Source organism: Agrococcus sp. TF02-05 (genome assembly GCF_017565345.1).
Classification (GTDB): domain Bacteria; phylum Actinomycetota; class Actinomycetes; order Actinomycetales; family Microbacteriaceae; genus Agrococcus; species Agrococcus pavilionensis.
In genome coordinates this window covers 22,956-45,941 of the sequence record NZ_JAGEKO010000001.1, presented here as the reverse complement: position 1 = coordinate 45,941, position 22,986 = coordinate 22,956, and the positions used below count along the sequence as shown (strand labels likewise).

General features: G+C 72.8%; 21 protein-coding genes and 1 tRNA gene. 7 read left to right on the top strand and 15 right to left on the bottom strand.

The features are described from left to right. Nucleotides 1-6: 6 nt before the first annotated feature. A complete protein-coding gene (locus JQT67_RS00230) occupies nt 7-864 on the bottom strand; it encodes a hypothetical protein (protein ID WP_208063026.1) in 858 nt (285 codons plus the stop codon). Beyond that, nucleotides 861-1,496: a SatD family protein gene (locus JQT67_RS00225; RefSeq protein ID WP_035254535.1), complete on the bottom strand. Its 636-nt coding sequence runs from the start codon at nt 1,494-1,496 to the stop codon at nt 861-863. Before JQT67_RS00225 ends, JQT67_RS00230 begins: the two co-directional genes overlap by 4 nt. 222 nt (nt 1,497-1,718) lie before the next feature. Here JQT67_RS00225 and JQT67_RS00220 point away from each other — a divergent pair, with 222 nt between their 5' ends. Then, the gene (locus tag JQT67_RS00220) at nt 1,719-2,606 is read left to right on the top strand and encodes a universal stress protein (RefSeq protein WP_208063025.1); all 888 of its coding nucleotides are present in this window, start codon (nt 1,719-1,721) and stop codon (nt 2,604-2,606) included. A 15-nt stretch (nt 2,607-2,621) separates the two neighbouring features. On the opposite strand, the gene JQT67_RS00215 is transcribed toward JQT67_RS00220, so the two are convergent. Then, nucleotides 2,622-3,992: a hypothetical protein gene (locus JQT67_RS00215; RefSeq protein WP_307864123.1), complete on the bottom strand. Its 1,371-nt coding sequence runs from the start codon at nt 3,990-3,992 to the stop codon at nt 2,622-2,624. 507 nt (nt 3,993-4,499) lie between these two features. Beyond that, nucleotides 4,500-4,575 (bottom strand) — tRNA-Ala (locus JQT67_RS00210). A gap of 171 nt (nt 4,576-4,746) precedes the next feature. On the opposite strand from JQT67_RS00210, the gene JQT67_RS00205 reads away from it, so the two are divergent. Beyond that, entirely contained in the window at nt 4,747-4,974 is a 228-nt protein-coding gene (locus JQT67_RS00205) for a hypothetical protein (protein WP_208063023.1), read from the top strand. Then, nucleotides 4,971-5,396: a type II toxin-antitoxin system VapC family toxin gene (locus JQT67_RS00200; protein ID WP_208063022.1), complete on the top strand. Its 426-nt coding sequence runs from the start codon at nt 4,971-4,973 to the stop codon at nt 5,394-5,396. Before JQT67_RS00205 ends, JQT67_RS00200 begins: the two co-directional genes overlap by 4 nt. Nucleotides 5,397-5,429: 33 nt before the next feature. Here the strand turns inward: JQT67_RS00200 and JQT67_RS00195 are convergent, their stop codons facing one another. The 7 genes from JQT67_RS00195 to JQT67_RS00165 are packed head-to-tail and all read right to left on the bottom strand — an operon-like array spanning nt 5,430 to nt 13,941. Beyond that, nucleotides 5,430-6,257: a CoA ester lyase gene (locus JQT67_RS00195; RefSeq protein ID WP_208063377.1), complete on the bottom strand. Its 828-nt coding sequence runs from the start codon at nt 6,255-6,257 to the stop codon at nt 5,430-5,432. Between the two features lie 23 nt (nt 6,258-6,280). Next, the gene (locus JQT67_RS00190; protein ID WP_208063021.1) at nt 6,281-6,763 is read right to left on the bottom strand and encodes a MaoC family dehydratase; all 483 of its coding nucleotides are present in this window, start codon (nt 6,761-6,763) and stop codon (nt 6,281-6,283) included. Further along, nucleotides 6,760-8,769 (bottom strand): biotin carboxylase N-terminal domain-containing protein, encoded by a 2,010-nt coding sequence (locus JQT67_RS00185; protein WP_208063020.1) that lies wholly within the window; start codon nt 8,767-8,769, stop codon nt 6,760-6,762. Before JQT67_RS00185 ends, JQT67_RS00190 begins: the two co-directional genes overlap by 4 nt. Nucleotides 8,770-8,774: 5 nt before the next feature. Then, nucleotides 8,775-10,451: a carboxyl transferase domain-containing protein gene (locus JQT67_RS00180; RefSeq protein WP_208063019.1), complete on the bottom strand. Its 1,677-nt coding sequence runs from the start codon at nt 10,449-10,451 to the stop codon at nt 8,775-8,777. A 36-nt stretch (nt 10,452-10,487) separates the two neighbouring features. Next, nucleotides 10,488-11,798 carry a dihydrolipoamide acetyltransferase family protein gene (locus JQT67_RS00175; protein WP_208063018.1) on the bottom strand — a complete coding sequence of 437 codons (1,311 nt, stop codon included), beginning with the start codon at nt 11,796-11,798 and terminating at the stop codon, nt 10,488-10,490. Continuing rightward, on the bottom strand, nt 11,795-12,820 hold the full coding sequence (locus JQT67_RS00170) for an alpha-ketoacid dehydrogenase subunit beta (protein ID WP_208063017.1): 1,026 nt from the start codon (nt 12,818-12,820) through the stop codon (nt 11,795-11,797). Before JQT67_RS00170 ends, JQT67_RS00175 begins: the two co-directional genes overlap by 4 nt. Beyond that, complete coding sequence (locus tag JQT67_RS00165; protein WP_021011007.1) at nt 12,817-13,941, bottom strand: thiamine pyrophosphate-dependent enzyme; 1,125 nt, start codon at nt 13,939-13,941, stop codon at nt 12,817-12,819. The genes JQT67_RS00170 and JQT67_RS00165 overlap by 4 nt, the downstream gene beginning before the upstream one ends. A 176-nt stretch (nt 13,942-14,117) precedes the next feature. On the opposite strand from JQT67_RS00165, the gene JQT67_RS00160 reads away from it, so the two are divergent. Continuing rightward, entirely contained in the window at nt 14,118-14,591 is a 474-nt protein-coding gene (locus JQT67_RS00160; protein WP_021011006.1) for an Lrp/AsnC family transcriptional regulator, read from the top strand. Nucleotides 14,592-14,708: 117 nt separating this feature from the next. Here the strand turns inward: JQT67_RS00160 and JQT67_RS00155 are convergent, their stop codons facing one another. Next, complete coding sequence (locus JQT67_RS00155; protein WP_208063016.1) at nt 14,709-15,248, bottom strand: cyclodeaminase/cyclohydrolase family protein; 540 nt, start codon at nt 15,246-15,248, stop codon at nt 14,709-14,711. 83 nt (nt 15,249-15,331) lie between these two features. On the opposite strand from JQT67_RS00155, the gene JQT67_RS00150 reads away from it, so the two are divergent. After that, nucleotides 15,332-16,210: a VOC family protein gene (locus JQT67_RS00150; RefSeq protein WP_243755483.1), complete on the top strand. Its 879-nt coding sequence runs from the start codon at nt 15,332-15,334 to the stop codon at nt 16,208-16,210. A gap of 78 nt (nt 16,211-16,288) precedes the next feature. Here JQT67_RS00150 and JQT67_RS00145 read toward each other — a convergent pair whose 3' ends face one another. The 3 genes from JQT67_RS00145 to JQT67_RS00135 form a co-directional block, all read right to left on the bottom strand. Next, nucleotides 16,289-17,833, bottom strand: coding sequence for an APC family permease (locus tag JQT67_RS00145; protein WP_208063015.1), 1,545 nt, complete (start codon nt 17,831-17,833; stop codon nt 16,289-16,291). Between the two features lie 28 nt (nt 17,834-17,861). Then, nucleotides 17,862-19,223, bottom strand: coding sequence for an NAD(P)/FAD-dependent oxidoreductase (locus tag JQT67_RS00140; RefSeq protein ID WP_208063014.1), 1,362 nt, complete (start codon nt 19,221-19,223; stop codon nt 17,862-17,864). A 72-nt stretch (nt 19,224-19,295) separates the two neighbouring features. Continuing rightward, complete coding sequence (locus JQT67_RS00135; protein ID WP_021011001.1) at nt 19,296-19,922, bottom strand: TetR/AcrR family transcriptional regulator; 627 nt, start codon at nt 19,920-19,922, stop codon at nt 19,296-19,298. An 83-nt stretch (nt 19,923-20,005) separates the two neighbouring features. Here JQT67_RS00135 and JQT67_RS00130 point away from each other — a divergent pair, with 83 nt between their 5' ends. Further along, complete coding sequence (locus JQT67_RS00130) at nt 20,006-21,031, top strand: agmatine/peptidylarginine deiminase (protein WP_208063013.1); 1,026 nt, start codon at nt 20,006-20,008, stop codon at nt 21,029-21,031. Then, on the top strand, nt 21,028-22,980 hold the full coding sequence (locus JQT67_RS00125; protein ID WP_307864122.1) for an amidase: 1,953 nt from the start codon (nt 21,028-21,030) through the stop codon (nt 22,978-22,980). Before JQT67_RS00130 ends, JQT67_RS00125 begins: the two co-directional genes overlap by 4 nt. The last annotated feature ends 6 nt before the right edge of the window (nt 22,981-22,986 follow it).

The window sequence follows — 22,986 nt, the reverse complement described above, 5'->3', positions numbered from 1 at the left end:
GCCCGCCTACTGCGGCCGAGCGACGACCGTCAGCACCGCCAGGCTCGCGAGCAGGAAGCTGCAGAGCGTGCCGACGAGGAACTCCTCCGCCTTCGTGCCGCCAGAGCGGTCGGCCGAGATCTCGGGGAAGCGGACGACGCCCTTCGCCGCGACGAGCCCCGCGATGACGACCGGCATCCCCGCGAGCAGCGACGCGAAGACGAGCACGCGCTCGAGCGGGCCGACGACGCGCCCGCCGCGGAAGCCGCTCGCGGCCGCCTCCGGCTCGTCCTTCCGCACGACGGCGAGCTCCTTGTCGCGGCGCAGCACGCGCCACGCCGCGCTCGGGCGCGGCGGCGCGTCGCTCGGCTCATCCGTGCGGCGTGCCGCGCCGACGACCGCGCGCACGAGCGCGTTGCTCGTCGGCCCGAGGAAGAGCAGCGCCGCGGCGGCGACCACGACGACGGTCGGCGCGAGCGCGTCCGCGTGCACGCTGCCGTCGAGGGCGCGAGCGAGCGGCGCGTCGGCGTCGATGCCCGAGCCATCGAGCAGCACCGCGAGCGCGATCGCGGCAGCGGTCAGCACGAACCCCGAGATGGCGGCGAGCCGCGCTCGAGCGGCAAGCAGCGCGGTCGCAACGGCGGAGACCGCGAGCGCGACGACGGCCGACGCCCAGGGCAGCCCGGTCGAGAGGACGAGCGCGACGGCGGCGATCACCCATGCGGCGCCCGCCCAGGCCCAGTCGGCTCCCCGCAGCGCGATGCGAGGGGTTCGCGAGGCATCGGCGGCCGGCGCCTCGTCGGCCGCGTGCCCCGTGGCGAGCGACCGGGCGCTGAGCGCGAGGTGCCCGAGCCCCATGACGAGCATGATCGCTGCCGCGGTCACGACCGGGCTCCCTCGAGCTGGCGCAGCATCTCGACGACCGCCGCCGCGCCCGAGCGGTGCCAGCTCTGCGAGACGGCTGACTGGCGGATGCCCTCAGCCTCGGCAGTGCGCGCTTGTGGCACCTCCTCGAGGCCCGCGAGTGCGATCCGCCGGTCGCGCGCTCGCATGTCGCCGACGATGTGGTCGCGCAGCAGCAGGAGCCCCCGAATGGCTCGCTCCTCGCCGCCACCGTCGTGCACGAACGCCGTCGTCGCACGGCTGCGCCCCGAGCGCTGGGCCTGCTTGACGTGGTCGATCGCCTCTCGAGCCCGCCACCAGGCGCTGCCGTCCCTGATCGGCACGCTGCCGCTCTCGTCTACGATGCGGTCCTCCCCCGCGCCGATGCCGAAGCGCAGCTCGAGCCCCTCGGGTAGCGAGAGCGCGACGATCGTCGTCGACACGACGGCTTGCTCCGCGCTGTCGTAGACCGCCTGGAACTCGTCGCCCACCGCGGCGTAGGCGGGCACCGTGGCGCCGGCGTGCTCCTCGGCCCGCGCGAAGGCGCGCAGCACCTGCTCCTGCCCGGCTCGCCTGTCAGGCAGCTCGCGCGAGCCGATGATGTCGGCGATCACAGCCACGGCGTCTCGTCCCATGCACATAAGTGTACGACTGATATCGATCGTTGATAAGCCACCGGCTTATAGAAGCGCAATATCAGTCATGTTGGCCGCTCGAGCCGTTCCGCGACGCCCACGGCGGTCTCATCCTGCGCCCCATTCGAGCCCGTCAGCAGCCGCTGATGCACCTGCCAACCCTTCCGGCCAGAAGCTTCCTACCGCATGATGGGGCTATCCGACTTGGGACGGAGGTGCGGGATGCCTCGCCACATCGTGGTCGCCGTCGACGGCGGCGCGGCGAGCGCAGCGGCGCTCGACTGGGTGGTCGACCGGGCGCGCAGCGTCGACATGCACGTGGAGATCACCACCGTGGTCGACATCGACTGGTTCCCCCAGACCAACGCCGATCCGGTGCTGCTAGAGCACGAGCGCATCGTCGACGAGGCCGGCAAGCGCATCAGGTTCAGCGGTGTCTCCGCCGAGGTCTCGACGACCGTGCAGCACGCGCGCCGGCTCCCGGGTCTGGAGGCGGCCTCGCGGCGTGCGGACCTGCTCGTGATCGGCTCCCACAAGACGCGCGGAGCGGTCGGGCTCATCCACGGCACGCTGCCGCTCGCCGTCGCGGCGAGGACGCACTGCCCGCTCGTCGTCGTGCCCGTCGACTGGCGGCCAGGCGGTGCGCGGGTCGTCGTCGGCGTCGATGACGAGACCGGCGGCGCGGCCATGGCGTTCGCAGCGGCCGAGGCCGAGCGCGAGCGGGACACGCTCGTCGCGGTCCGGGCGTGGGACGTCCCTCCGCTCGTCAACGGCGCTTGGGAGGCGATGGAGTCCCCCATCGAAGCCTTCGAATCCAGCGAGCGGGCCGTGCTCGACCGCGCGGTGGCACGGCTCAGCGCAGTGCACCCGGGCCTCCCGGTCGAGGCGATCCTCGAGTACGGCCGCGCGTCCGTCGTGCTCGCGCAGCGCGCAGAGGGGGCGCGGCTCGCGGTGGTCGGCACGCATGGGCGAGGCAGGCTCGCCGGGCTGTTGCTCGGCTCCGTCAGCCACGATCTCCTGATGAACATGCCGTGCCCGGTCGCGGTCGTGCCGAGCACTGAGGAGCCCGGACTCGCCGCGCCGACGCAGCCAGCGGCTGCGGAGCCTTGACGCGCCGCGCGCTCGTCAGCTGTGCGCCCCCACGACCTCGATGAGCTCGAGTGCCTGCGCGACGATGGCGTCCCGCCACGCCTCGAACGTCGCATCCGTCACGGCGAAGTCCATGTCGAAGTGCTGCATGTCGGGCGTGTGGATGTGCCCGGCCGGGATGCCGAGGCCGGCCCGATCACGCAGGAGCGTGTTGCGGTAGCCCGACTCGTTCGAGAGGTAGGCGCCGCCTCCGCCGCTGCGCGCGCAGGAGTCCGCGGGCGGGGGCGTCGGCTCGACGGCGGGCGGGTACGCCTCTTCGCGCTGCCAGGCGTCCGCCAGGTCGGCGGACTCGCAGTCCGGGAAGTACGTGTGGTTGGTGTTCCAGACGACGCCGAAGGCGACCGACTCGTCCTCCCAGCTGCTGCCGGCCGGACGCGGCACGTCCGCACCGGTGCGCGCCGCGATCATCTGCTCGATCGGCAGCGTCGTCTCGGTCCACTGCGGCGGATCGGTCAGGCTGTCGCCGCCGCCCCAGCGCTCCGGCACCTGGATGTTGCAGCCGTCGTTGTCCTGCGCCAGCTGTGGGGTTCCGGTCAGCCCCGCCGGCGGGCAGGGCGCGAAGCCGTCGTTGCCGGCGATGTCGCCGTGATAGCGGCCGTTCCACTGCTCGAGCGCGAAGTAGGAGCCGCCCGCCTGGCTCACGGTGATCGATGCGTCGAGCCAGTCGTCGCCTGCCCCGAGCAGCGGCCCGACGGTGTCCTCCAGATACCCGCGCTCGAACTCGGGGTAGTTCACCGGCAGCGTGTACGCCTCGTAGTGCACCGTGCTGCCGTCGGGCGCGGCCGTCGTGGTGCCGTCGAGCGCCAGAGCGATCGCGCCCGACGGGTTGCCGTGGCGGATGTGGTTGCCGACGGTCCCGCTGGCGTCGCCCGTCGTGCCGCCGTCGAGGGTGAAGGGGTCGAAACCGCTCACCAGCACGCGGGTCACCTGGTCGCCGGCAGGTAGGTCGATGTCGAGCATGCCGCGGGCCGCGCGGTCGAAGTCGTCGACCAGCGACGCGCGCTCCTCGGTGGAGAGCGCGAAGCCCGGACTCCACTGGTGCAGCACGGCCATGGCCTCGAGGCGCGCCCAGTAGAGCGGGCGGTCGTCGCTCGCCGGCAGGTCTCCGTCCACCTCACCGGCCGCTTGAACGCGCGCGACGGCGTCCTGCCACAGGGCGGAGCCCAGCCGCTCGACGACGGCCACTGCATCGGCGAGGGACTCCTGCCCGCAGACCTCCTCGGCGAAGGCAGCGGTGAAGTCGCCGAACCCGGCGCCCTCGACCATCGTGCGCGCGAACGAGCGGTCGGCCGCCTGCGACGGGTCGTCCGCGGCGGGCAAGACCGCCGTCAGCCGCTCCTCCTCCACGCTGACGGGAAGCGCCCCATCGATGCAGTCCTCGGGAGCGAAGCCCGCGACGATTGCGCTGAGCTCGTCCGATGCTGAGTCCAGAGCAGTGGTCGACCGCTCCTCTGGGGTGGCTGCTGCGGGCGTGCATCCGACGAGCACCGCCGAACCGATCACGAGCGCCAGGCCTGCAACGACCGGCGCGGTCCCGCGCGAGCGCGCTCCGGGTCGAGCGTGCCGCGAGCGGCCGGAGATGGAGAGCATGCAGGGTTCCCTTCCGCGCCCGCACAGGCGGCAGCGATCATCGGTTCGCCTGCGACGCTATGCCTCAGGCCGACGGTTCGCATCGGACGTTGGAATGACGTCCACGGCTCGACATCAACCCTCCGATGGAGTCCCCTCGGCGGCAGGTCGACGTCAACCGCGCGGCTCGCGAGAACGACAGAAGCCCCGGCCGATGGCCAGGGCTTCTCCCCGATATGAACGATGACGCGGGACATCTATGAACGATGTCCCGCGTCATCACAATGGTGGATCTGGGGGGACTCGAACCCCCGACCCCCTGCATGCCATGCAGGTGCGCTACCAGCTGCGCCACAGACCCGTGGTGTGCTCCTCGAAGCAACCTAAACAGCATACAGGATGCCCGGCTTCGAAGTCACATCGAGGCGCGAGCCATCGGAACCGAGGATCCACGCCGGCCATTGGAAGGTACGCGGGCATGGCGCATCGCGATGCCTGATGCTATCGTGCGAGTGATATCAAGGGGGTCGAGGTGGAGCAGCTTCTGATCCGCAACCTGCCGATCGGCACCAAGGCAGCGCTGCGCGCTCGCGCACAGCAGCACGGTCGATCGGTGGAAGCCGAAGCGCGCGAGCTCCTCGCGGCCGCAGTGCGCCAGCAGGGCCTGACGCTGGTCGATCTGCTCAGCGTCGACGAGGGTGCCGACATCGAGTTCGAGCCCGACCGTCTCGGTCTCAGCGCGCGAGCCGCCGAGCTGTGAGGTTCGTGCTCGACACGAACGTCGTCTCGGCGCTGCGCGTCCGGGGGCGCCACCCCGCCGTCGAGCGATGGGCGGCCTCGGTGCGCGTCGGCGACCAATTCGTGACCGCGATGACGATCGCGGAGATCGAGCGCGGCGTCGCCAAGATGGAGCGGCAGGATGCATCGCAGGGTGCGATCCTGCGGCGCTGGTTCGACGAGCGCGTGCTGCCGGCCTTCGCGGGTCGCGTGCTCCCCTTCGATCTCACTTCGGCCCGCGTGCTCGCGAGCTTCCGAGTTCCGGAACGAGCTCCTTTCGACGACGCGCTCATCGCTGCGACCGCGCACGCCCAGGGCATGGTCGTCGTGACTCGGAACATCGAGCACTTCGCACCGTTCGGCGTGCCGACGCTGAACCCGTGGGAGCCGCTCACCTCGGAGTGACCACGGCGTGCCTCGGCCCCAAAAGGGGTCGGGTCAGTGCCGGCGCTCCCCCGTGCTCACGGCCGCCCGCGCGACGACGCTCCGCGCGTGGCGCAGGATCGGCTCGTCGACCATCTGCCCCTCGAACGAGAAGACGCCCGGGTTGTGCATCGCGGCATCGAGGATGCGCCGCGCGCGATCGAGCTCCGCATCCCCCGGCGCGAACGCGCGGCGGTAGGGATCGACGTGGCTCGGGTGGATCGCGGCCTTCGCGCCGAAGCCCGACGCGGCCGCGTCGACCGCCTCGGCGTGCGCGCCATCGAGGTCCTGGATGTCGGCGCGGATCGCGTCGATCGCAGTGATGCCGAAGGCCGCGGCCGCGAGCAGGATGCGGCTGCGCGCGTGCATCGCGACGTCGCGGTAGGCGCCGCCGTCGCGCCGGCTCGAGGTGCCGCCGAGCGAGGCGACGAGATCCTCCGCGCCCCACATCATGCCGACGACCGCGTCGTGCGCCGCGAGCCGCTCGGCCGCGAGCACGCCGCGCGCCGTCTCGCACAGCACGACGACGCGCGCGCCCGGCACCGCGGCGACGACCCGGTCGACCTGCTCGGTCGACTCGGCCTTCGCGAGCATCACAGTGCGGAACGGCGACGCCGCGACGGCCGCGAGGTCGTCGTCGAAGCCGGGGGCGGATGCGTCCTGCACCCGCACGATCGTGCGCTCGGGGTCGAGGTCGGCGGTGCGCACCGCCTCGCGAGCCTCGGCCTTGGACTCGGCGCCGACGGCGTCCTCGAGGTCGAGGATGACCGCATCCGACCGCTCCGCCGCCTTCCGGAACCGATCGGGCCGGTCGCCGGGGCAGAACAGCAGCGCGGGGCCCATCCCGAGCGCCGCGATGCCGGCGCTCACGCCTCCCCCTCGGGCGACCCCTGCATGAGCACCTTCCGCACGGCGGTCGCGACGACCGCGCCGTGCTGGTTGAGCGCCCGGTGCTCGAAGGTCGCGATGCCCTGCCCGGGCCGCGACCTCGAGGCGCGCTTCTCGAGCACGCGCGTCTCGCAGTAGATGGTGTCGCCGTGCCGCACGGGCGCGGGGAACGTCACCTCGCTGAAGCCGAGGTTCGCGACAATCGTGCCCTGCGTGAGCTGCCCGACCGAGAGGCCGACCATGGTCGCGAGCGTGTGCATCGAGTTCATGAGCGGCTCGCCGAACTCGGTCGACTCGCTCCAGGCGCGATCGAGGTGCAGCGGCTGCGGGTTCATCGTGAGCGTCGTGAAGAGCACGTTGTCGGTCTCGGTCATCGTGCGGCCGGGACGGTGCTCGTAGACGACGCCCTCCTCGAGCTCGTCGAAGTAGAGGCCCCGCTGCGTGATGCGGCGCTCGCTCATGCGTCCTCCTGGCTCTCGGGCGTGACCGTCGCGAGCTCCTGCCCGCGCGTCACCTGCTCCCCCACCCTCGCATGCACGTGCACGGTGCCGGCGACGGGCGCGCGCAGCACGTGCTCCATCTTCATCGCCTCCACGCTCACGACCGCCTGCCCCTCCTCGACGGCATCACCGTCGGATGCGTGCACGGCGACGACCGTGCCGGGCATAGGTGAGGCGAGGGTCGGCTCGGCGGCCGCGCGGCCGCTGCGGGTGCGCACGTGCCGCTCAATGAGGAAGTCGCCCTCGGGGAGGCCGACCCAAGCGCCCTCGGGCACCCGGCTCGTGGCGATGGCGTGCATCGCGGTGAGCCGCTCGGAGGGGCCGTCGGCCCGCGCGACCTCGATGTCGACGTCCAGGCGCGGCTGCCGCACTCCCCCGCCGTAGGGCACGGCATCGCCCCGATCGGGAGCGCGCCGCACGCGCACGGTCGCGATGCCGTCGCCGTCGCGGTAGTGGGAGACCCGCCCGACGCTGCCGCCGATGCGCCAGCCATCGTGCTGCCATGCGCCGGCGCCCCCGAGCGCGAGCATCCCCGCCGCTGCGGCAGCTGCTGCGAACGCGACGCTCGGCGTGCCGGTAGCGACGAGGCGGTCGGCCTCGCGGTCGATGAGCCCGGTGTCGAGCTCGCCCGCGCGCACCGCGGGCTCGCTGAGCAGCGCCCGCAGGAAGGCGCGGTTGGTGGTGACGCCGAGCACGGTCGTCTCGGCGAGCGCCCGGTCGAGCCGATCGATCGCCTCCTCGCGCGTGGCGCCGTGGGCGATGACCTTCGCGATCATCGGGTCGTAGCTCGAGCCGACGACCGTGCCCGGCCCGACACCCGCGTCGACGCGCACGCTCGGCGCCTGCATGCCGTCGTAGTCCCCGTCGTCCCAGGGCCACTGCACGTCGAGCACCCTCCCGCCGGTCGGCAGGAAGCCCGCCGCCGGGTCCTCGGCGTAGATGCGCGCCTCGATCGCGTGGCCCTCGAGCCGCACGTCGTCCTGCGCGATCGCGAGCGGCTCCCCCGCCGCGATGCGCACCTGCTGCTCCACGAGGTCGATGCCCGTGACCATCTCGGTCACCGGGTGCTCGACCTGCAGGCGCGTGTTCATCTCCATGAAGAACGGCTCGTCGGGCCGATCGCCCGCGACGATGAACTCGACCGTGCCCGCACCGACGTAGCCGACCGAGCGGGCCGTCTCGATCGCGGCCTCGCCGATCGCGGCGCGCTGCGCCTCGGTGAGGAGCGCGCTCGGCGCCTCCTCGATGACCTTCTGGTGGCGGCGCTGCAGCGAGCACTCGCGCTCGCCGAGGTGGATCACGTTCCCGTGCGTGTCGGCGAGCACCTGCACCTCGATGTGGCGCGGGTTCGTCACGAACCGCTCGATGAAGAGCGTGTCGTCGCCGAACGCGCTCTTCGCCTCGCGCCGCGCGGCCTGCAGCGCGGCCGGCAGCTCGGCCGGATCGTCGACGCGGTACATGCCCTTGCCGCCGCCGCCCGCAGCGGGCTTGATGAGCACGGGGTAGCCGACGCGCTCGGCGCCGGCGATGAGGGCGGAATCGTCGAGGCCGGGCTCGGCGATGCCGGGCACCGTCGCGACGCCGCGCGACTCGACCGCGTGCCGGGCCGAGATCTTGTCGCCCATCGTCTCGATGGCGAGAGCGCTCGGCCCGATGAAGACGATGTCCGCGTCTTCGCAGGCACGGGCGAAGGCGGCGTTCTCGGAGAGGAAGCCGTAGCCGGGGTGGATGGCCTGGGCACCCGAGGCACGCGCCGCATCCAGGATCCGCTCGATCGAGAGGTAGGTGTCGCGCAGCGGCCCGCTGCCGAGCGAGACGGTCTCGTCGAAGTGCTCGGGGTGCGGCGAGGGGTCGTCGTCGGCGCGCACGGCGACCGAGCGGATGCCGAGGTCGCGGAGCGTGCGCGCGATGCGGATGGCGATCTCGCCGCGGTTGGCGACGAGCACGGTGTCGAAGAGGGAGGCCATTTGCATCACATCCGGAAGACGCCGAAGCGCGGCTCGGGCATCGGCACGGCGGTGACGACGTCGAGCGCCATCCCGAGGATGCGGCGGGTGTCGGCGGGGTCGATCACGCCGTCGTCCCACAGGCGCGCCGACGAGTAGTAGGGGTTGCCCTGCTGCTCGTACTGCTCGCGCACGGGGCGCTCGAACTCGGCCTGCGCATCCGCCGACCACTCCTCGCCCGCGGCCTCGAGCTGCTCGCGCTTGACGGTCGAGAGCACCGACGCGGCCTGAGGGCCGCCCATGACGCTCACGCGTGCGTTGGGCCACAGCCACAGGAACCGGGGGTCGTAGGCGCGGCCGCACATCGAGTAGGTGCCGGCACCGAAGGAGCCGCCGACGACGACGGTGAGCTTCGGCACGCGCGTGGTCGCGACCGCGGTGACCATCTTGGCGCCGTGCTTGGCGATGCCGCCGCGCTCGGCCTCCGAGCCGACCATGAAGCCCGTGATGTTCTGCAGGAACACGAGCGGCACGCCTCGCTGGTCGCACAGCTCGATGAAGTGCGCGCCCTTCATCGCCGACTCCGAGAAGAGCACGCCGTTGTTCGCGACGATGCCGACGGTGTGGCCGTGCAGCTCGGCGAAGCCGGTCACGAGCGTGTCGCCGTAGCCGGCCTTGAACTCGTGGAACTCGCTGCGGTCGACGATGCGCGCGATGACCTCGCGCACGTCGTACGGCGTCTGCAGGTCGGGCGGGATGACGTCGTAGAGGGTGGATGGGTCGACGACGGGCGCGCTCTCGTCGTCGAGCGCGCTGAGGGGCGCGTAGGCGAACCAGCCGAACGACTGCCGCTTCGCCGGCACCAAGCCGACCTCAGTCGCGCGGTCGCCAGGTGGGAGCGCCTGCGCCATGTCGCGCACGATCTCGAGCGCGTGCTCGTCGTCGTCGGCGAGGTGGTCGACGACGCCCGAGACCTCGGCGTGCAGCACGCCGCCGCCGAGCGACTCGGCGTCGACGACCTCGCCCGTCGCGGCCTTCACGAGCGGCGGGCCGCCGAGGAAGATCGTGCCCTGCTCGCGCACGATGACGGTCTCGTCGCTCATCGCCGGCACGTAGGCGCCGCCTGCGGTCGACGAGCCCATCACGGCCGCGAGCTGCGGGATGCCCTGCGCCGAGAGCTGCGCCTGGTTGAAGAAGATGCGGCCGAAGTGCTCGCGGTCGGGGAACACCTCGTCCTGCATCGGCAGGAACGCCCCGCCCGAGTCGACGAGCGCGATGCACGGCAGCCGGTTCTCGCGCGCGATCTGCTGCGCGCGCAGGTGCTTCTTCACCGTGAGCGGGTAGTAGGTGCCGCCCTTCACGGTCGCGTCGTTCGCGATCACCATGACGTGCCGGCCGTGCACGAGGCCGATGCCCGCGACGATGCCGGCGCTCGGCGCATCCTGGCCGTCCTTGCCGTAGACGTCCCACGCCGCGAGCGGCGCGATCTCGAGGAAGGGGCTCCCGGGGTCGAGCAGCTGGTCGATGCGCTCGCGGGCGAGCAGCTTGCCGCGCGCGACGTGCCGCTCGCGCGACTTCTCGGGGCCGCCGAGCGCCACCTGGGCGAGCCGCTCGCGCAGCTGCGCGACGAGCGCCTCCATCGCCGCGCGGTTGGCGCGAGCCTGCTCGCCCGCGACGTCGACGCGAGTTTCGAGTTGGTGCATGGCCCTACCGTGCCATGCCGTGGCCGAGAGCCGGCATCAGCGCGCCAGCGCGAGCGCCGGCCGCTCGAGCACGGCCGCGATGTCGGCGAGGAAGCCCGCCGCCTCGCGCCCGTCGAGCACGCGGTGGTCGAACGAGACGGTCACGGTGCACACGTCGCGCAGCACGATCTCGCCCTCGTGCTCCCACGGCATCCGCCGCACGGCGCCGAGCGCGATGATCGCCGACTCCCCCGGGTTGAGGATCGGGATGCCGCCGTCGACGCCGAAGACGCCGACGTTCGAGATCGTGATGTTCGACGACGTGAGCTCGGCCATCGTGAGCGAGCCCTCGCGGGCGCGCGTCGCGCGGTCCTTGATCGCGGCCGTGAGCGCCGACGCGTCCATCGACTCCGCCTCGTCGATCGAGGCGACCACGAGGCCTCGGTCGGTCGAGACGGCGATGCCGAGGTTGATGTGCGCGAAGCGCTCGAGCTCCATCGTGTCGGCGTGGAAGGCGGCCGTGACGTCGGGCCAGCGCTTCGCGGCGAGCAGGATGGCCCGGCTCGCGAGCGCGAGGAACGACGCGTCGCCCGAGCGGGCGAGCGCGAGCGTCTCGGTGACGTCGACCTGGTGGAACGTCGCCGCGTGCGGCACCGTGAGCGCCGACTGCGTCATCGCGGCGGCGGTGTGCTTGCGCAGGCCCGTGACCTTCTCGCGCGTCGAGGCGGGCTGCGGCTGGGCCTGCGGGCCGGATGCGGTGCCGGCGGTCTCGAGGTCGGCGCGCGTCACGAGGCCATCACGGCCCGACGGGCGCACCGACTGCAGGTCGATGCCGCGCTCCTTCGCGAGCTTGCGCACGGGCGGCATCGCGCGGTTGGGCCGGCCGCTCGGCCGCTCCTGCCGCGTGAACGGCTCGACGTCCCACGCGCGGCGCTTCCGGGTGGGCTTGCCGCCGTGCACCGTGATGTGGCCGACGAGCACCGAGACCTTCTCGGGCTTCTCCTCCGGCGCGGGGGCGTCGCGCACCTCGGCGACGGTGTCAGCCGGCGTCGCGACCGGGCCGCCCTCGGGCGAGGGCGCCGGCTCGTCCTCGGCCGACGCATCCGACCCCGACGGGGCCGGCGCTTCGTCGCCCGCGAGCTCGAAGTCGATGAGCGGCGCGCCGACGTCGACGGTCTCGCCCTCGGCGGCGTGCAGCTTGGCGATCGTGCCCTCGTAGGGGCTCGGCAGCTCGACGACGGCCTTGGCCGTCTCGATGTCGGCGAGCGGCTGGTTGAGCTCGACCGCGTCGCCCTCCTTGACGCGCCACGCGACGATCTCGCTGTCGGTGAGGCCCTCGCCGAGGTCGGGCAGCAGGAACGTCTTCATCGGGCGGCTCCCATGACGGATGCGTAGTCGAGCTCGGTGCGCGAGTTGCGACGGCCGAGGGTGCGGTCGACGGCGTCGAGCAGCCGGTCGAGGCTCGGCAGGTAGTCGTGCTCGACGGCCGACGGCGGGTAGGGCGTGTCGTAGCCCGTGACGCGCTCGGGCGGCGCCTCGAGGCTCGAGAAGGCGCGCTCGACGACCGAGGTGATGAGCTCGGAGGAGACGGATGCCTCGGCGGGCGCCTCGTGCGTGACGACGAGCCGGCCCGTGCGCTGCACCGACTCGACGACGGTGTCGACGTCGAGCGGCGAGATCGAGCGGAGGTCGATGACCTCGACCTCGATGCCCTCGTCGGCGGCGGCGATCGCGGCGCGGAGCGCCGTCTCGACCGTCGGGCCGTAGGCGGCGATCGTCACGTCGCGGCCGCTCGCGACGACGTTGGCCGTCTCGAGGTCGCGGACGATGGAGCGGTCGACCTCGCCCTTCGTGTAGTACTTGCCCTTCGGCTCGAAGAACAGCACCGGGTCGTCGCTCGCGATCGCGGCGCGGAGCGTCGAGTACGCCTCCTGCGGCGTCGACGCGGTCACGACGCGGAGCCCCGCGGTGTGGGCGAAGTACGACTCGGGGCTCTCGGAGTGGTGCTCGACCGAGCCGATCGCGCCGCCGTAGGGCACGCGGATGGTGAGCGGCATCGTCACGCGGCCGCGCGAGCGGTAGCGGAGCTTCGCGACCTGCGCGACGATCTGGTCGAAGGCGGGGTAGATGAAGCCGTCGAACTGGATCTCGGTCACGACGCGGAAGCCGCGGTAGCTCATGCCGATCGCCGTGCCGATGATGGCCGACTCGGCGAGCGGCGAGTCGATGACGCGCTGCGCGCCGAAGCGCGCCTGCAGGCCGTCGGTGACGCGGAAGACGCCGCCGAGCTGGCCGATGTCCTCGCCCATGAGCAGCACCCGGTCGTCGCCCTCGAGGGCGTCGGCGAGGGCCGCGTTGACGGCCTTCGCGAGCGTGAGCGTCTCGGTCACTTGCTCTCCTCCGCGAGGCTCGCGACGAACGCGAGGTGCTCGGCGCGCTGGCGCTCGAGCCGGCGGCTCGGCTGCGCGTAGACGTTGTCGAAGATCTCCTCGGCGGCGGGCGGCTCGGCGTGCTCCGCGGCGGCGCGGAACTCCTTCGCGAGCCGGTCGGCGCGCACCTTCGCCTCGGCGCGCACGGGGTCCATGTCGACGCCCATGCGCTCGAGCGCGCGCTCGACGCGGTCGATCGGGTCCTTCGCGACCCACGCCTCCACCTCCGCCTCGTCGCGGTAGCGCTTCGGGTCGTCGGTCGTCGTGTGGGGGCCGCGGCGGTAGGTGACGGCCTCGATGAAGGTCGGGCCGCCGCCGGCACGGGCACGCTCGACGGCGATGCGGCCTGCGGCGAGCATCGCGAGCACGTCGTTGCCGTCGACGCGCATCGAGGGGATGCCGAAGCCGGTCGGGCGCAGCGCGAGCGGCAGGCCACCCGACTGCACGGCGACGGGCTCCGAGATCGCGTACTGGTTGTTCTGGCAGAGGAACACGACGGGCGCCTGGAACGCGGAGGCCCACACGAGCGCCTCGTTGACGTCGCCCTCGCTCGTGGCGCCGTCGCCGAACGCGGTGAGCGCGACCTCGTCCGACCCATCCATCTTCGCCGCCATCGCGTAGCCGACGCCGTGCAGGCTCTGCGCGCCGATGATGATCTGCGACGGGGCCATGTTGATCTCGTGCGGGTCCCAGCCGCCGTGCGCGTAGGCCTTCCAGATGCGCGCGAACTCGGCCATGTCGGCGCCCCGCAGCAGCGCGAAGCCGTGCTCGCGGTAGGAGCCGAAGACCCAGTCGCGCTGCTCGAGCGAGCGGGCGGCGCCGACCTGCGCGGCCTCCTGGCCGAGCAGCGGCGGCCACAGCACGAGGTGGCCCTGGCGGGTGAGCGCGAACGCCTCGGTGTCGAGGCGGCGCACGCGCACCATGTCGAGGTACAGGTCGGCGAGCGCCGACTCGTCGATGTCGCCGAGGTGGGCGTCGAGCAGCGGGTCGTGCAGGCGCGTGCCGTCGAGGTCGAGGACGCGCAGCGGGCAGTCGAGGCCGGCGGCGAGCGCGGGGTCGGGAGCGGGCACGGTGATCGACACGAGCGAACCTCCTTGTTCGAAGCGCCTCGTGGGCGCCGGTCGGATCGGCCAGGCTGGTGCGCCTCGTCGATCGTGGAGAGACCGTATCGCCGGAAGTCACTCCGCGCAATCTGCGACACGCACGCTGCGCGGTGCGCGCATTCCGCGGGCCAGACTGCTGCGCTAGATTGCGCAGCATGCGCATCGTCGATGACACCGACCGCAGGATCCTGCTCGAGCTCACGCGGCACCCGCGGATCACGAACGCCGCGATCGCCGAGCAGCTCGGCCTCGCGCGCAACACGGTGCAGAACCGGGTGGCGGCGCTCGAGGCGTCGGATGCGCTGCAGGGCTTCGACCGCAGGTTCCACGCGGCGGCGCTCGGCTACCCGCTCACGGTCTTCATGGCGACGCACGTCGACCAGCCGCGCATCGACGAGGTCGTCGAGCAGCTGCGGCGGATCCCCGAGGTCGTGCAGGCATTCGGGCTCTCGGGCCAAGCCGATGTGCTCGTGCGCGCGGTGTGCCGCGACGCGGAGGACCTCTACCGCATCAACAAGCTCGTGCTCGCGTGCGACGGGGTCGAGCGCACCGAGACGTGGCTCTCGATGGGCGAGCTCATCCCCTTCCGGCTCGCGCCGGTGCTCGAGCGCGACCTGCAGGCGCGCTGAGGCCCGTCGCGCCCAGGCTGCGGCCGCCTCCGCGGACCCCACCTCGGCAGCGGGACCCGAGATCTCGGGTCCGCGCGCCGAAAAGGGGTCCGCTTCGCGTTTCGGCGGGCGACTCGGCTACTCGGCGAGCTGCTCGCGGAGCACCTCGAGGCGCGCCCGCAGCGCGGGAGCGCCGGCCGCTTCGCGCTCCTCGAGCGACGCCACGTTGAGCTCGGCGGCCCGCAGCGCGACCGACGCCGCACCGCGCACGAGGTCGGCGCCGCCGAGCACGTCGCTCTCGAGCGCCGGCTTCACGAGCGGCGCCCCCTCGCGCGCGAGCGCGAGCGCATCGACGAGCGCGGCGGCCAGCTCGAGCGGCACGGCGGCGGCCCGGGCGAGCGCCTGCTCGGCGTCCGCGTCGCCGTCCGCGTCGATGACCTCGGCGAACGCCTCGTCGTCCGCGTCGGCCGCCGCGACCACGCGCTCGACGAGCGCCTCTCCCCTCGCGCGCGCCGCAGCGCATCCGTCGTCGTCGGTGATCGTGAGCGCCTTGAGCACGAGCGCGATGCCGAACGCGCCCGCGACCGCGGCCGCGACGCCGCTGCCGGGGGTCGGCTCGGCCGACGCGGTGCGCAGCAGCAGCTCGTCGGCACGATCGGTCCACACGCTCTCGCCCATGGAGCGCGACCCTACCCCGCGCCGCCCGAGCGGCCGCCAGGAATGCCCGGCGGCCAGCGGCGTTGCCCCTCTCGGAGGAACTCATGGACACGATCGACCTGCTGCCCGACGCCACCGACATGGGCCCGGTGATGCTCAAGACCGCGAAGCTCGCGCGGCTCGTGCACTGGTACACCGCCGGCGTCGGCCTCGAGCACATCGCCGAGCGGCCCGGCGTCGTCGAGCTCGGCGTGGGCGGCCGCACGATCCTCGTGCTCGAGGAGGCCCCCGACCTGCGCGGCCCGAACCCCGCCGACGCGGGCCTGTTCCACACCGCGATCCTCTACCCGACCCACGCCGCCCTCGCGGCCGCGGTCGTGCGCATGACGCAGATCCCCGGCATCCAGTTCGCCGGCACGGGCGACCACCACGTCTCGGAGGCGTTCTACTTCGCCGACCCCGACGGCAACGGCGTCGAGCTCTACGTCGACCGGCCGCGCGACCAGTGGCGCTGGGAGGACGGCAAGGTCTACATGACGACCGAGTTCATCGACCCGAACCGCTTCGTGAACGAGCACCTCGACCGCGGCTCGTTCGGGCAGTCGCCGACCGCGCCGGTGGGCGCGAAGGTCGGCCACGTGCACCTGCAGGTCGGCGACGTACCCACCGCGCGCGACTTCTACGTCGACGCGCTCGGCTTCGCCGAGACGACGTCGCTCGGCAACACGGCGCTGTTCGTGAGCGCGGGCGGCTACCACCACCACATGGCGATGAACGTGTGGAACTCGCGCGGCGCCGGCCGCCGCGCCGACACGCTCGGGCTCGGCCGGGTCGAGATCCAGGTGCCCGACGCGGATGCGCTCGGCGCGGCGCGCGAGCGGCTCGCGTCGGCGGGCGTCGCGGTCGCCGACGACGGCCGGAGCCTCCGCTTCGAGGACCCGTGGGCGAACGTCATCACGCTCACGCCCACGCTCGCCGGCTAGGCAGGCAGTCAGACCGGATGCGTCCGGCTCGGTCTCTGCGGACCGGGCCGGACGCATCCGTCGTCGTGGGTGCCGCCGCTACTTGATGAAGAGCGCCTTCGTGTCGAGGTCGCCCTTGTTGAAGCCCATCGGCAGCACCTCGCCGCGGAAGAACGCCGGGCGCAGCTTGCGCATGATGAGCATGAGCACGACCCCCAGCAGCAGCATGCCGACGCCGAGGATGCCGACGAGACCGACGCCGCCGATATCGGAGCCCGAGCCGTAGGCCGGGTCGAGGCTGTCGACGAGGGTCTGCACGAAGAGCACCACGAGCATGACGCCGCCGACGAGCGGGCACAGCAGCTGCACGAAGAACGCCTTGACCGACGAGGTCGCGGTCTTCCGGAAGTACCAGACCGCGCTGAGCGCGGTGAGCCCGTAGTAGAAGCAGACCATCATGCCGAGTGCCGTGATGGTGTCCCACAGCACGTTCTCGCTCACGAAGCGCATGACGGCGTAGAAGCCGCTCGCGACGAGCGCCGCGACGACGGCCGCGAAGCCCGGCGTGCGGTAGCGCGGGTGCACGGTCGCGAAGCGCGCCGGCACGGCGCCGTAGTGTCCCATCGCGAGGAGCGTGCGCGCTGGCGAGAGCGCGGTCGACTGCAGCGACGCCGCCGACGACGACAGCACGGCGAGCGAGATGAGCCACCCGAGCGGTCCCATGATCGGGTCGGAGAGGAAGAACAGCACGTTGTCCTGGATGTCGGGGTTGCCGAGCCCCAGGCCGGTCTCGCCGTTGCCCGCGAAGGCGAGCAGCGCGATCGCGAGCAGCAGGTAGAGGCCGAGCACGACGACGATCGTGAGGGCGGCGGCGCGACCGGGCGTGCGCGCCGGGTCCTTCGCCTCCTCGTTCATCGTCAGCACGACGTCCCAGCCCCAGAAGATGAAGATCGAGAGCGAGAGGCCGGCGATGACAGCGCTCACCGAGGGCGCCTGGAGCACGTTGAACCACGACGGGTCGATGGGCGTGTGGTCGATCGCCTCGCCCGACGACGCGCGCACGAGCGCGGTGATGCCGAAGACGAGCAGCACGAGCACCTGGAACGCGACGAGCCCGAGCTGCACGCGCTGCGTCGTCTCGATGTCGCGGTAGGAGATGAACGTCGCCGCGGCCATGAAGGCGAGGCACGTGATGACGTTGATGAACGGGTTCGCCGCGAGCTCGGCGATCGACTCGTTGCCCGTGATCTGCGCGATGAGCAGGTAGAGGAAGTCGACCGCGATGCCCGCGAGGTTCGAGAGCACGAGCACCGTCGCGATCACGAGGCCCCAGCCGGCCATCCAGCCGACGTAGGGGCCGAAGGCCCGCGTCGCCCACGTGAACGACGTGCCGGCGTCGGGCATCGCGCGGTTGAGCTCGCGGTAGCCGAACGCGACGAGCAGCATCGGCACGAAGCCGAGCAGGATGATCGCCGGCACCTGCACCCCGACGGCGCTCACCGTCGGACCGATCGCCGCCGTGAAGGTGTAGGCGGGCGCGATCGTCGAGACGCCGATCACGACCGCGCCGAGCACCCCGACGGTGCCGGGCGCGAGCCCCTTGTTCGAGACCGCTTCGTCGGTCGCTCGTGTTGCAGTCACCATCGACTCCTCTTGTGTGGTCCTCGCTCGGTCAGTGGCCGAGCGCGTGGATGATCTCGTCGGCCGCGGCCCAGCCGCGGCGGATCGCGCCGTCGACGTGCTGGTAGCCCTCGGCGGCGATGTCGCTGCACGCCCAGTGCAGCGGGCCGAGCGGCTCGCGCTGCATCGCGCCGTAGCGCGAGAGGCCGCCGATGTCGAAGCTCGCGGCGTAGGCGCCGCGCGTCCACTCCTCCGCACCCCAGTCGGAGAGGTAGAAGACCTCGGGCTCGAGCGCCCGCGGGCCGAAGTAGGCGGCGAGCTGCTCGAGGATCGCGGCGCGCTGCGCGTCCGGGCCGAGCTTGAACGACGCGTCCGCCTGCAGGTCCGAGACGAACGCGACGAGCGTGCCCTTGTCGTCCTCGTGGTTCGTGTTGTCGTAGACCTCGTGCACGGGGCTGTGCGGGGCGAAGACCGTGCCGGAGAGGCCGTCCTCGCGCCAGAACGGCGAGTCGTAGACCGCGTGCACCTTGATGACGAGCCCGAGCGAGACGTGCTGGTGCATCTGCTGGTGCAGGCGCGGCAGCGGCGGCTGGAAGTCGATGCGCGCGTAGAGGTTGGGCGGCACCGCGACGACCGCGCGCTTCGCGCGGACGACCACGTCGCCGTCGGCGTGCGCGACGACGCCATCGGGCGAGTGCTCGAGCCGGCGCACGGGCGCGTTCAGCACGACCGCGTCGCCGAGCTGCTCGGCGAGCCGCAGCGAGACCTGCTGCATGCCGCCGACGACGCGGCGGTCGAGGATGAAGTCCTCGTCGACGAGGTTCGCGAAGCCGCCGGCCGACGCGGCCATGAGCAGCGCCTGCAGCAGGCTGAACGAGTGGGCGGGCTTCGTGAGCATCGCCTCGGCGACGTAGATCGAGACGATCTCGCACGCGGATTCGTCGTCGGACTGGGTGCGGAGCCAGTGGTGCCACGAGATGGCGTCGAACTCGGCGGCGCGGGGGTGCGCCCAGGGCGCGGTCGCGCCGACCTCGGTCGCGAGCTCGTCGAGGATGCCGATGAGGCGCTCGATCTCGGCCTCGGTCTCGGCGCCCGCGGGGAAGATCTCGCCCGTGTAGCGGTGGCGCTGCCCCTCGCGGTCGACGTAGATGCTCTCGCCCTCGCGGTAGCGCGCGAAGGTCTCGAGCCCGAGCCGATCGAGCGTCTCGAGCAGCGCCTCCTGGTCGGGCGACACCCACTGGCCGCCGATCTCGAGCATGGCGCCGTCGATCTCCCGCGTCCAGGTGCGGCCGCCGACGCGGTCGCGCGCCTCGAGCACGGTGACCGTCAGGCCCGCCTCGACCAGGCGCGTCGCAGCGCTGAGGCCCGCGGCCCCGGCACCGATCACGAGCACGTCGCTAGCGCGTTCCAGCATGGTGTGGATCCCTCCGTCGCCGGCGCTGCTCCGCGCCGCGGGAGCGAGTGTCGCACACTATTGGTCAGTTGATCAATAGGCGGTTCGCGCGAGCGCCGAGGTGGGGATGCCGAGCAGCCCGGCGACCGTGCGCGTGACATAGCGCACCGTCTCCTCCTCGTGCCCCGCCCACACGGTGGCCTGCGCGCTCAAGCCGTCGGTCGCGCCGATGACGAAGCGCGCGAGCGCGAGCGGGTCGGGCGCGCGGAAGGCGCCCGAGGCATCCCCCCGCTCGAAGACCGCGGCGACGAAGTCCTCCCACGCCCGCGCCTGGTCGACGAGCGTCGCGGCGAGCTCCTCGTTGCGCCGCGAGAGGCTCCAGCCGTCGAGCCAGACGAGCGCGACGTCGCGCCGGTAGTCGCGGATGAGCCCGTGGAGCAGCGCGATCACGCGCTCGACGTCGTCGCCCTCGACGGCCTCGACCGCCGACCGGACGCTCTCGAGCTCCTCCTGCACGATGTCGCGGAAGACCTCGGCCACGAGGAGCTCCATGCGATCGGCGTAGTGCGTGACGAGGCCGGGCGCGACGCCCGCTCGCTCGGCGACCGCGCGCTGCGTGACGGCGCTCAAGCCGGATTCGAGCGCGATCGAGCGCGCCGCGCCGTGCACGTCGGCGCGCCGCTCCTCGGGACTCTTCCGCACTCGCTTCGCTGGGGTCATTGCTTCCTCGCCGCGACCACAGTAACTTGTCGACCCAGGCTATTGATCAACCGATCAATACCGATCGCGATGGAGGGAGAGGGATGACCTGGCGCATGCCCGTCGAGTCGGCTCCGCACGAGCGGCTGTGGATGGCGTTCCCGCACGGCCCGAACGCGGGCGATTCGCCCGCGGAGTCCGCGGCGGCGCACGAGGCCTGGGCAGCGGTCGCGAACGCCGCGAGCGAGCTCGAGCCCGTGACGATGGTCGTCGATCCCGAGGAGCGGGGCGCCGCGCGACGGCTGCTCTCGAGCGCCGTGACGCTCGTCGAAGCGCCCCTCGACGACGCGTGGATGCGCGACATCGGGCCGACGTTCGTGCTCGACGAGCGCGGCAGGCTCGGCGCCGTCGACTGGGTCTTCAACGGCTGGGGCGCGCAGGACTGGGCGAGCTGGGAGCACGACTCGCGCATCGGCGCGATCGTCGCCGAGCTTGCGGGCGCCGAGCGCATCCCCTCCCCGCTCGTCAACGAGGGCGGCGCGATCCACGTCGACGGCCGCGGCACCGTGCTGCTCACCGAGACGGTGCAGCGCGACCCGGGCCGGAACCCCGGCATCTCGCGCGCCGAGGTCGAGGCCGAGCTCGAGCGCACGATCGGCGCGACGCATCCCATCTGGCTCCCCCGCGGCCTCACGCGCGACTACGAGCGCTACGGCACGCGCGGCCACGTCGACATCGTCGCGTCGCTCGTCGGCGACGGCCGCGTGCTCGTGCACGACCAGCGCTCCCCCGAGCATCCTGACCACGCCGTCTCGCGCGACACCGCGCGCCTGCTCGCCGAGGCGGTCGACGCGAGCGGCGCTCGGCTCGAGGTCGTGCCGCTGCCGGCCCCCGCGACGCTCCGCGACGACGAGGGCTGGGTCGACTGGTCGTACGTCAACCACGTGGTCGTCAACGACGGCGTCATCGTGTGCGGCTTCGACGATGCCGCCGCCGACGAGGCCGCGCGCGAGGTGCTCGAGGCGGTCTACCCGGGCCGGAGCGCCGTGACGGTCGACGCCCGCGAGCTCTTCGCGCGCGGCGGCGGCATCCACTGCATCACGCAGCAGCAGCCGAGGAGCGGCTCGTGAGCGAGGAGCGTCCGGAGGGAGCAGTGCGGCTCGTCGAGGCGAGCGTGCGCTCGCTCCGGGCCGCACTCGACGCGGGGCGCACGACCGCGACCGAGCTCGCCGCGCTCACGCTCGCGCGGATCGCCGCGTTCGACGTCGCGGGGCCGCGGCTGAACGCCGTGCCCGTGCTCGCGCCGGACCTCTTCGAGGCGGCCGCGGCCGCCGACGCTCGGATCCGCGCCGGCCGGCCCGCGGGGCCGCTCGACGGCATCCCGTTCACCGCGAAGGAGAGCTACTCGGCGCGAGGCATGACGGTCTCGGCCGGCAGCCCCGCCTTCGAGCACCTCGTGGCCGGCGAGGACGCGTTCGCGATCGAGCGGATGCGCGACGCGGGCGCCGTGCTCATCGGCCTCACGACCATGCCCCCGATGGCGAACGGCGGCATGCAGCGGGGTCTCCGCGGCCGCGCCGAGAGCCCCTACAGCGCCGAGTGTCTGACGAGCGCGTTCGGCTCCGGCTCCTCGAACGGCTCGGGCAGCGCGACCGGCGCCTCGATCGGCGTCATCGGGCTCGGCGAGGAGACGTGGTCGTCGGGCCGAGCGCCGGCGAGCTGCAACGCGCTGTGCGCCTACACCCCCTCGCGCGGCCTCATCTCGATGCGCGGCAACTGGGCGCTCGTGCCGACGATGGACGTCGTCGTGCCGCATACCCGCTCGATGGCCGACCTGCTCGCGACGCTCGACGTGCTCGTGGTGCCGGATGAGCGCACCGACGGCGACTTCTGGCGGCAGCAGCGGTGGCTCGACGTGCCGGCCGTCGACGACGTGCGGCCGGCCTCCTTCGCCGCGCTCGAGCCCGCGCCGCTCGCCGGCCTCACGGTCGCGGTGCCGCGCATGTACATCGGCGCCGACCCCGACCTCCGCGACCCCATCCCGACGCGCGAGAGCGTGCTCGAGCTGTGGCGGGCGATGGCCGACGACCTCCGCACCGCGGGCGCGACCGTCGTCGAGACCGACCTGCCGCTCGTGTCGAACTACGAGGGCGATCGCGAGGGCGCCCCGCACATCCTCGATCGCGGCATCGTGCCGCCCCGCTTCATCGAGAGCGAGCTGCGCGAGCTCGCGGTGTGGGCGTGGGAGGGCTTCCTGCAGCGCAACGGCGACCCCGCCCTCGCGCACCTGCGCGACGTCGACGGCGAGCGCATCTTCCCGCATCCGCCCGGTGCCCTCCCCGGCCGCTTCGAGCGCAGCTCGCCCGCGTTCGAGCCCGCGGCGAGCATCGACCTCGCGGAGCTCCCGTCGCTGCCCGTGCCCGAGCTCGAGGACATCCCCGAGATGGCGGCCGGCATCGCGGGGCTCGAGCAGACGCGCCGCCTCGACTGGGACGAGTGGCTCGACGCGAGCGGCATCGACATCGTCGTGATGCCGACGCTCGCCGACGTCGCGCCGGCCGACGCCGACACGAACCCGGCCTCGGCCGACCTCGCGTGGCGCAACGGCACGTGGGTCGCGAACGGCAACCTCGTCTGGCGCCACTTCGGCATCCCCACGGTCACCGTGCCGATGGGCACGATGCACGACATCGGGATGCCCGTCGGGCTCACGATCGCCGGTCGCCCCTACGACGACGAGCGGCTGCTGCGCATCGGGCTCGCGATCGAGGCGCAGCGGCAGCGGCGCACGGTGCCGCCGCGCACGCCGGAGCTCCCGGCGACGCGCTGGACCGCGCTCCCCGAGTCGGCCGCCAGCGCTGATGACGCAGCGAGCGTCGAGCTGCGCGCGGAGCGCGACGGCGATGCGCTCGTCGTCACCGGTCGCGCGACCGGCGACGCGATCGCCCTCTGGATCGACGGCGCCCAGCTGGAGCCGACCCTCGAGGGCGAGCGCTTCACCGCCCGGGCGCGGGGCAGCATGGTCGTCGCGCTCGTGCGCGCTCGCGGTGGCGACGCGGGAGCGTTCGCGCGGGCTTGAGGCTGC

Bases quoted from the DNA above. Each gene is read 5' to 3' on its own strand.
- JQT67_RS00225 (WP_035254535.1), bottom strand. From the start codon at position 1,496: ATGGGACGAGACGCCGTGGCTGTGATCGCCGACATCATCGGCTCGCGC.
- JQT67_RS00220 (WP_208063025.1), top strand. From the start codon at position 1,719: ATGCCTCGCCACATCGTGGTCGCCGTCGACGGCGGCGCGGCGAGCGCA.
- JQT67_RS00195 (WP_208063377.1), bottom strand. From the start codon at position 6,257: ATGGGCCCCGCGCTGCTGTTCTGCCCCGGCGACCGGCCCGATCGGTTC.
- JQT67_RS00190 (WP_208063021.1), bottom strand. From the start codon at position 6,763: ATGAGCGAGCGCCGCATCACGCAGCGGGGCCTCTACTTCGACGAGCTC.
- JQT67_RS00185 (WP_208063020.1), bottom strand. From the start codon at position 8,769: ATGGCCTCCCTCTTCGACACCGTGCTCGTCGCCAACCGCGGCGAGATC.
- JQT67_RS00180 (WP_208063019.1), bottom strand. From the start codon at position 10,451: ATGCACCAACTCGAAACTCGCGTCGACGTCGCGGGCGAGCAGGCTCGC.
- JQT67_RS00175 (WP_208063018.1), bottom strand. From the start codon at position 11,798: ATGAAGACGTTCCTGCTGCCCGACCTCGGCGAGGGCCTCACCGACAGC.
- JQT67_RS00160 (WP_021011006.1), top strand. From the start codon at position 14,118: ATGCGCATCGTCGATGACACCGACCGCAGGATCCTGCTCGAGCTCACG.
- JQT67_RS00155 (WP_208063016.1), bottom strand. From the start codon at position 15,248: ATGGGCGAGAGCGTGTGGACCGATCGTGCCGACGAGCTGCTGCTGCGC.
- JQT67_RS00150 (WP_243755483.1), top strand. From the start codon at position 15,332: ATGGACACGATCGACCTGCTGCCCGACGCCACCGACATGGGCCCGGTG.
- JQT67_RS00145 (WP_208063015.1), bottom strand. From the start codon at position 17,833: ATGGTGACTGCAACACGAGCGACCGACGAAGCGGTCTCGAACAAGGGG.
- JQT67_RS00140 (WP_208063014.1), bottom strand. From the start codon at position 19,223: ATGCTGGAACGCGCTAGCGACGTGCTCGTGATCGGTGCCGGGGCCGCG.
- JQT67_RS00135 (WP_021011001.1), bottom strand. From the start codon at position 19,922: ATGACCCCAGCGAAGCGAGTGCGGAAGAGTCCCGAGGAGCGGCGCGCC.
- JQT67_RS00130 (WP_208063013.1), top strand. From the start codon at position 20,006: ATGACCTGGCGCATGCCCGTCGAGTCGGCTCCGCACGAGCGGCTGTGG.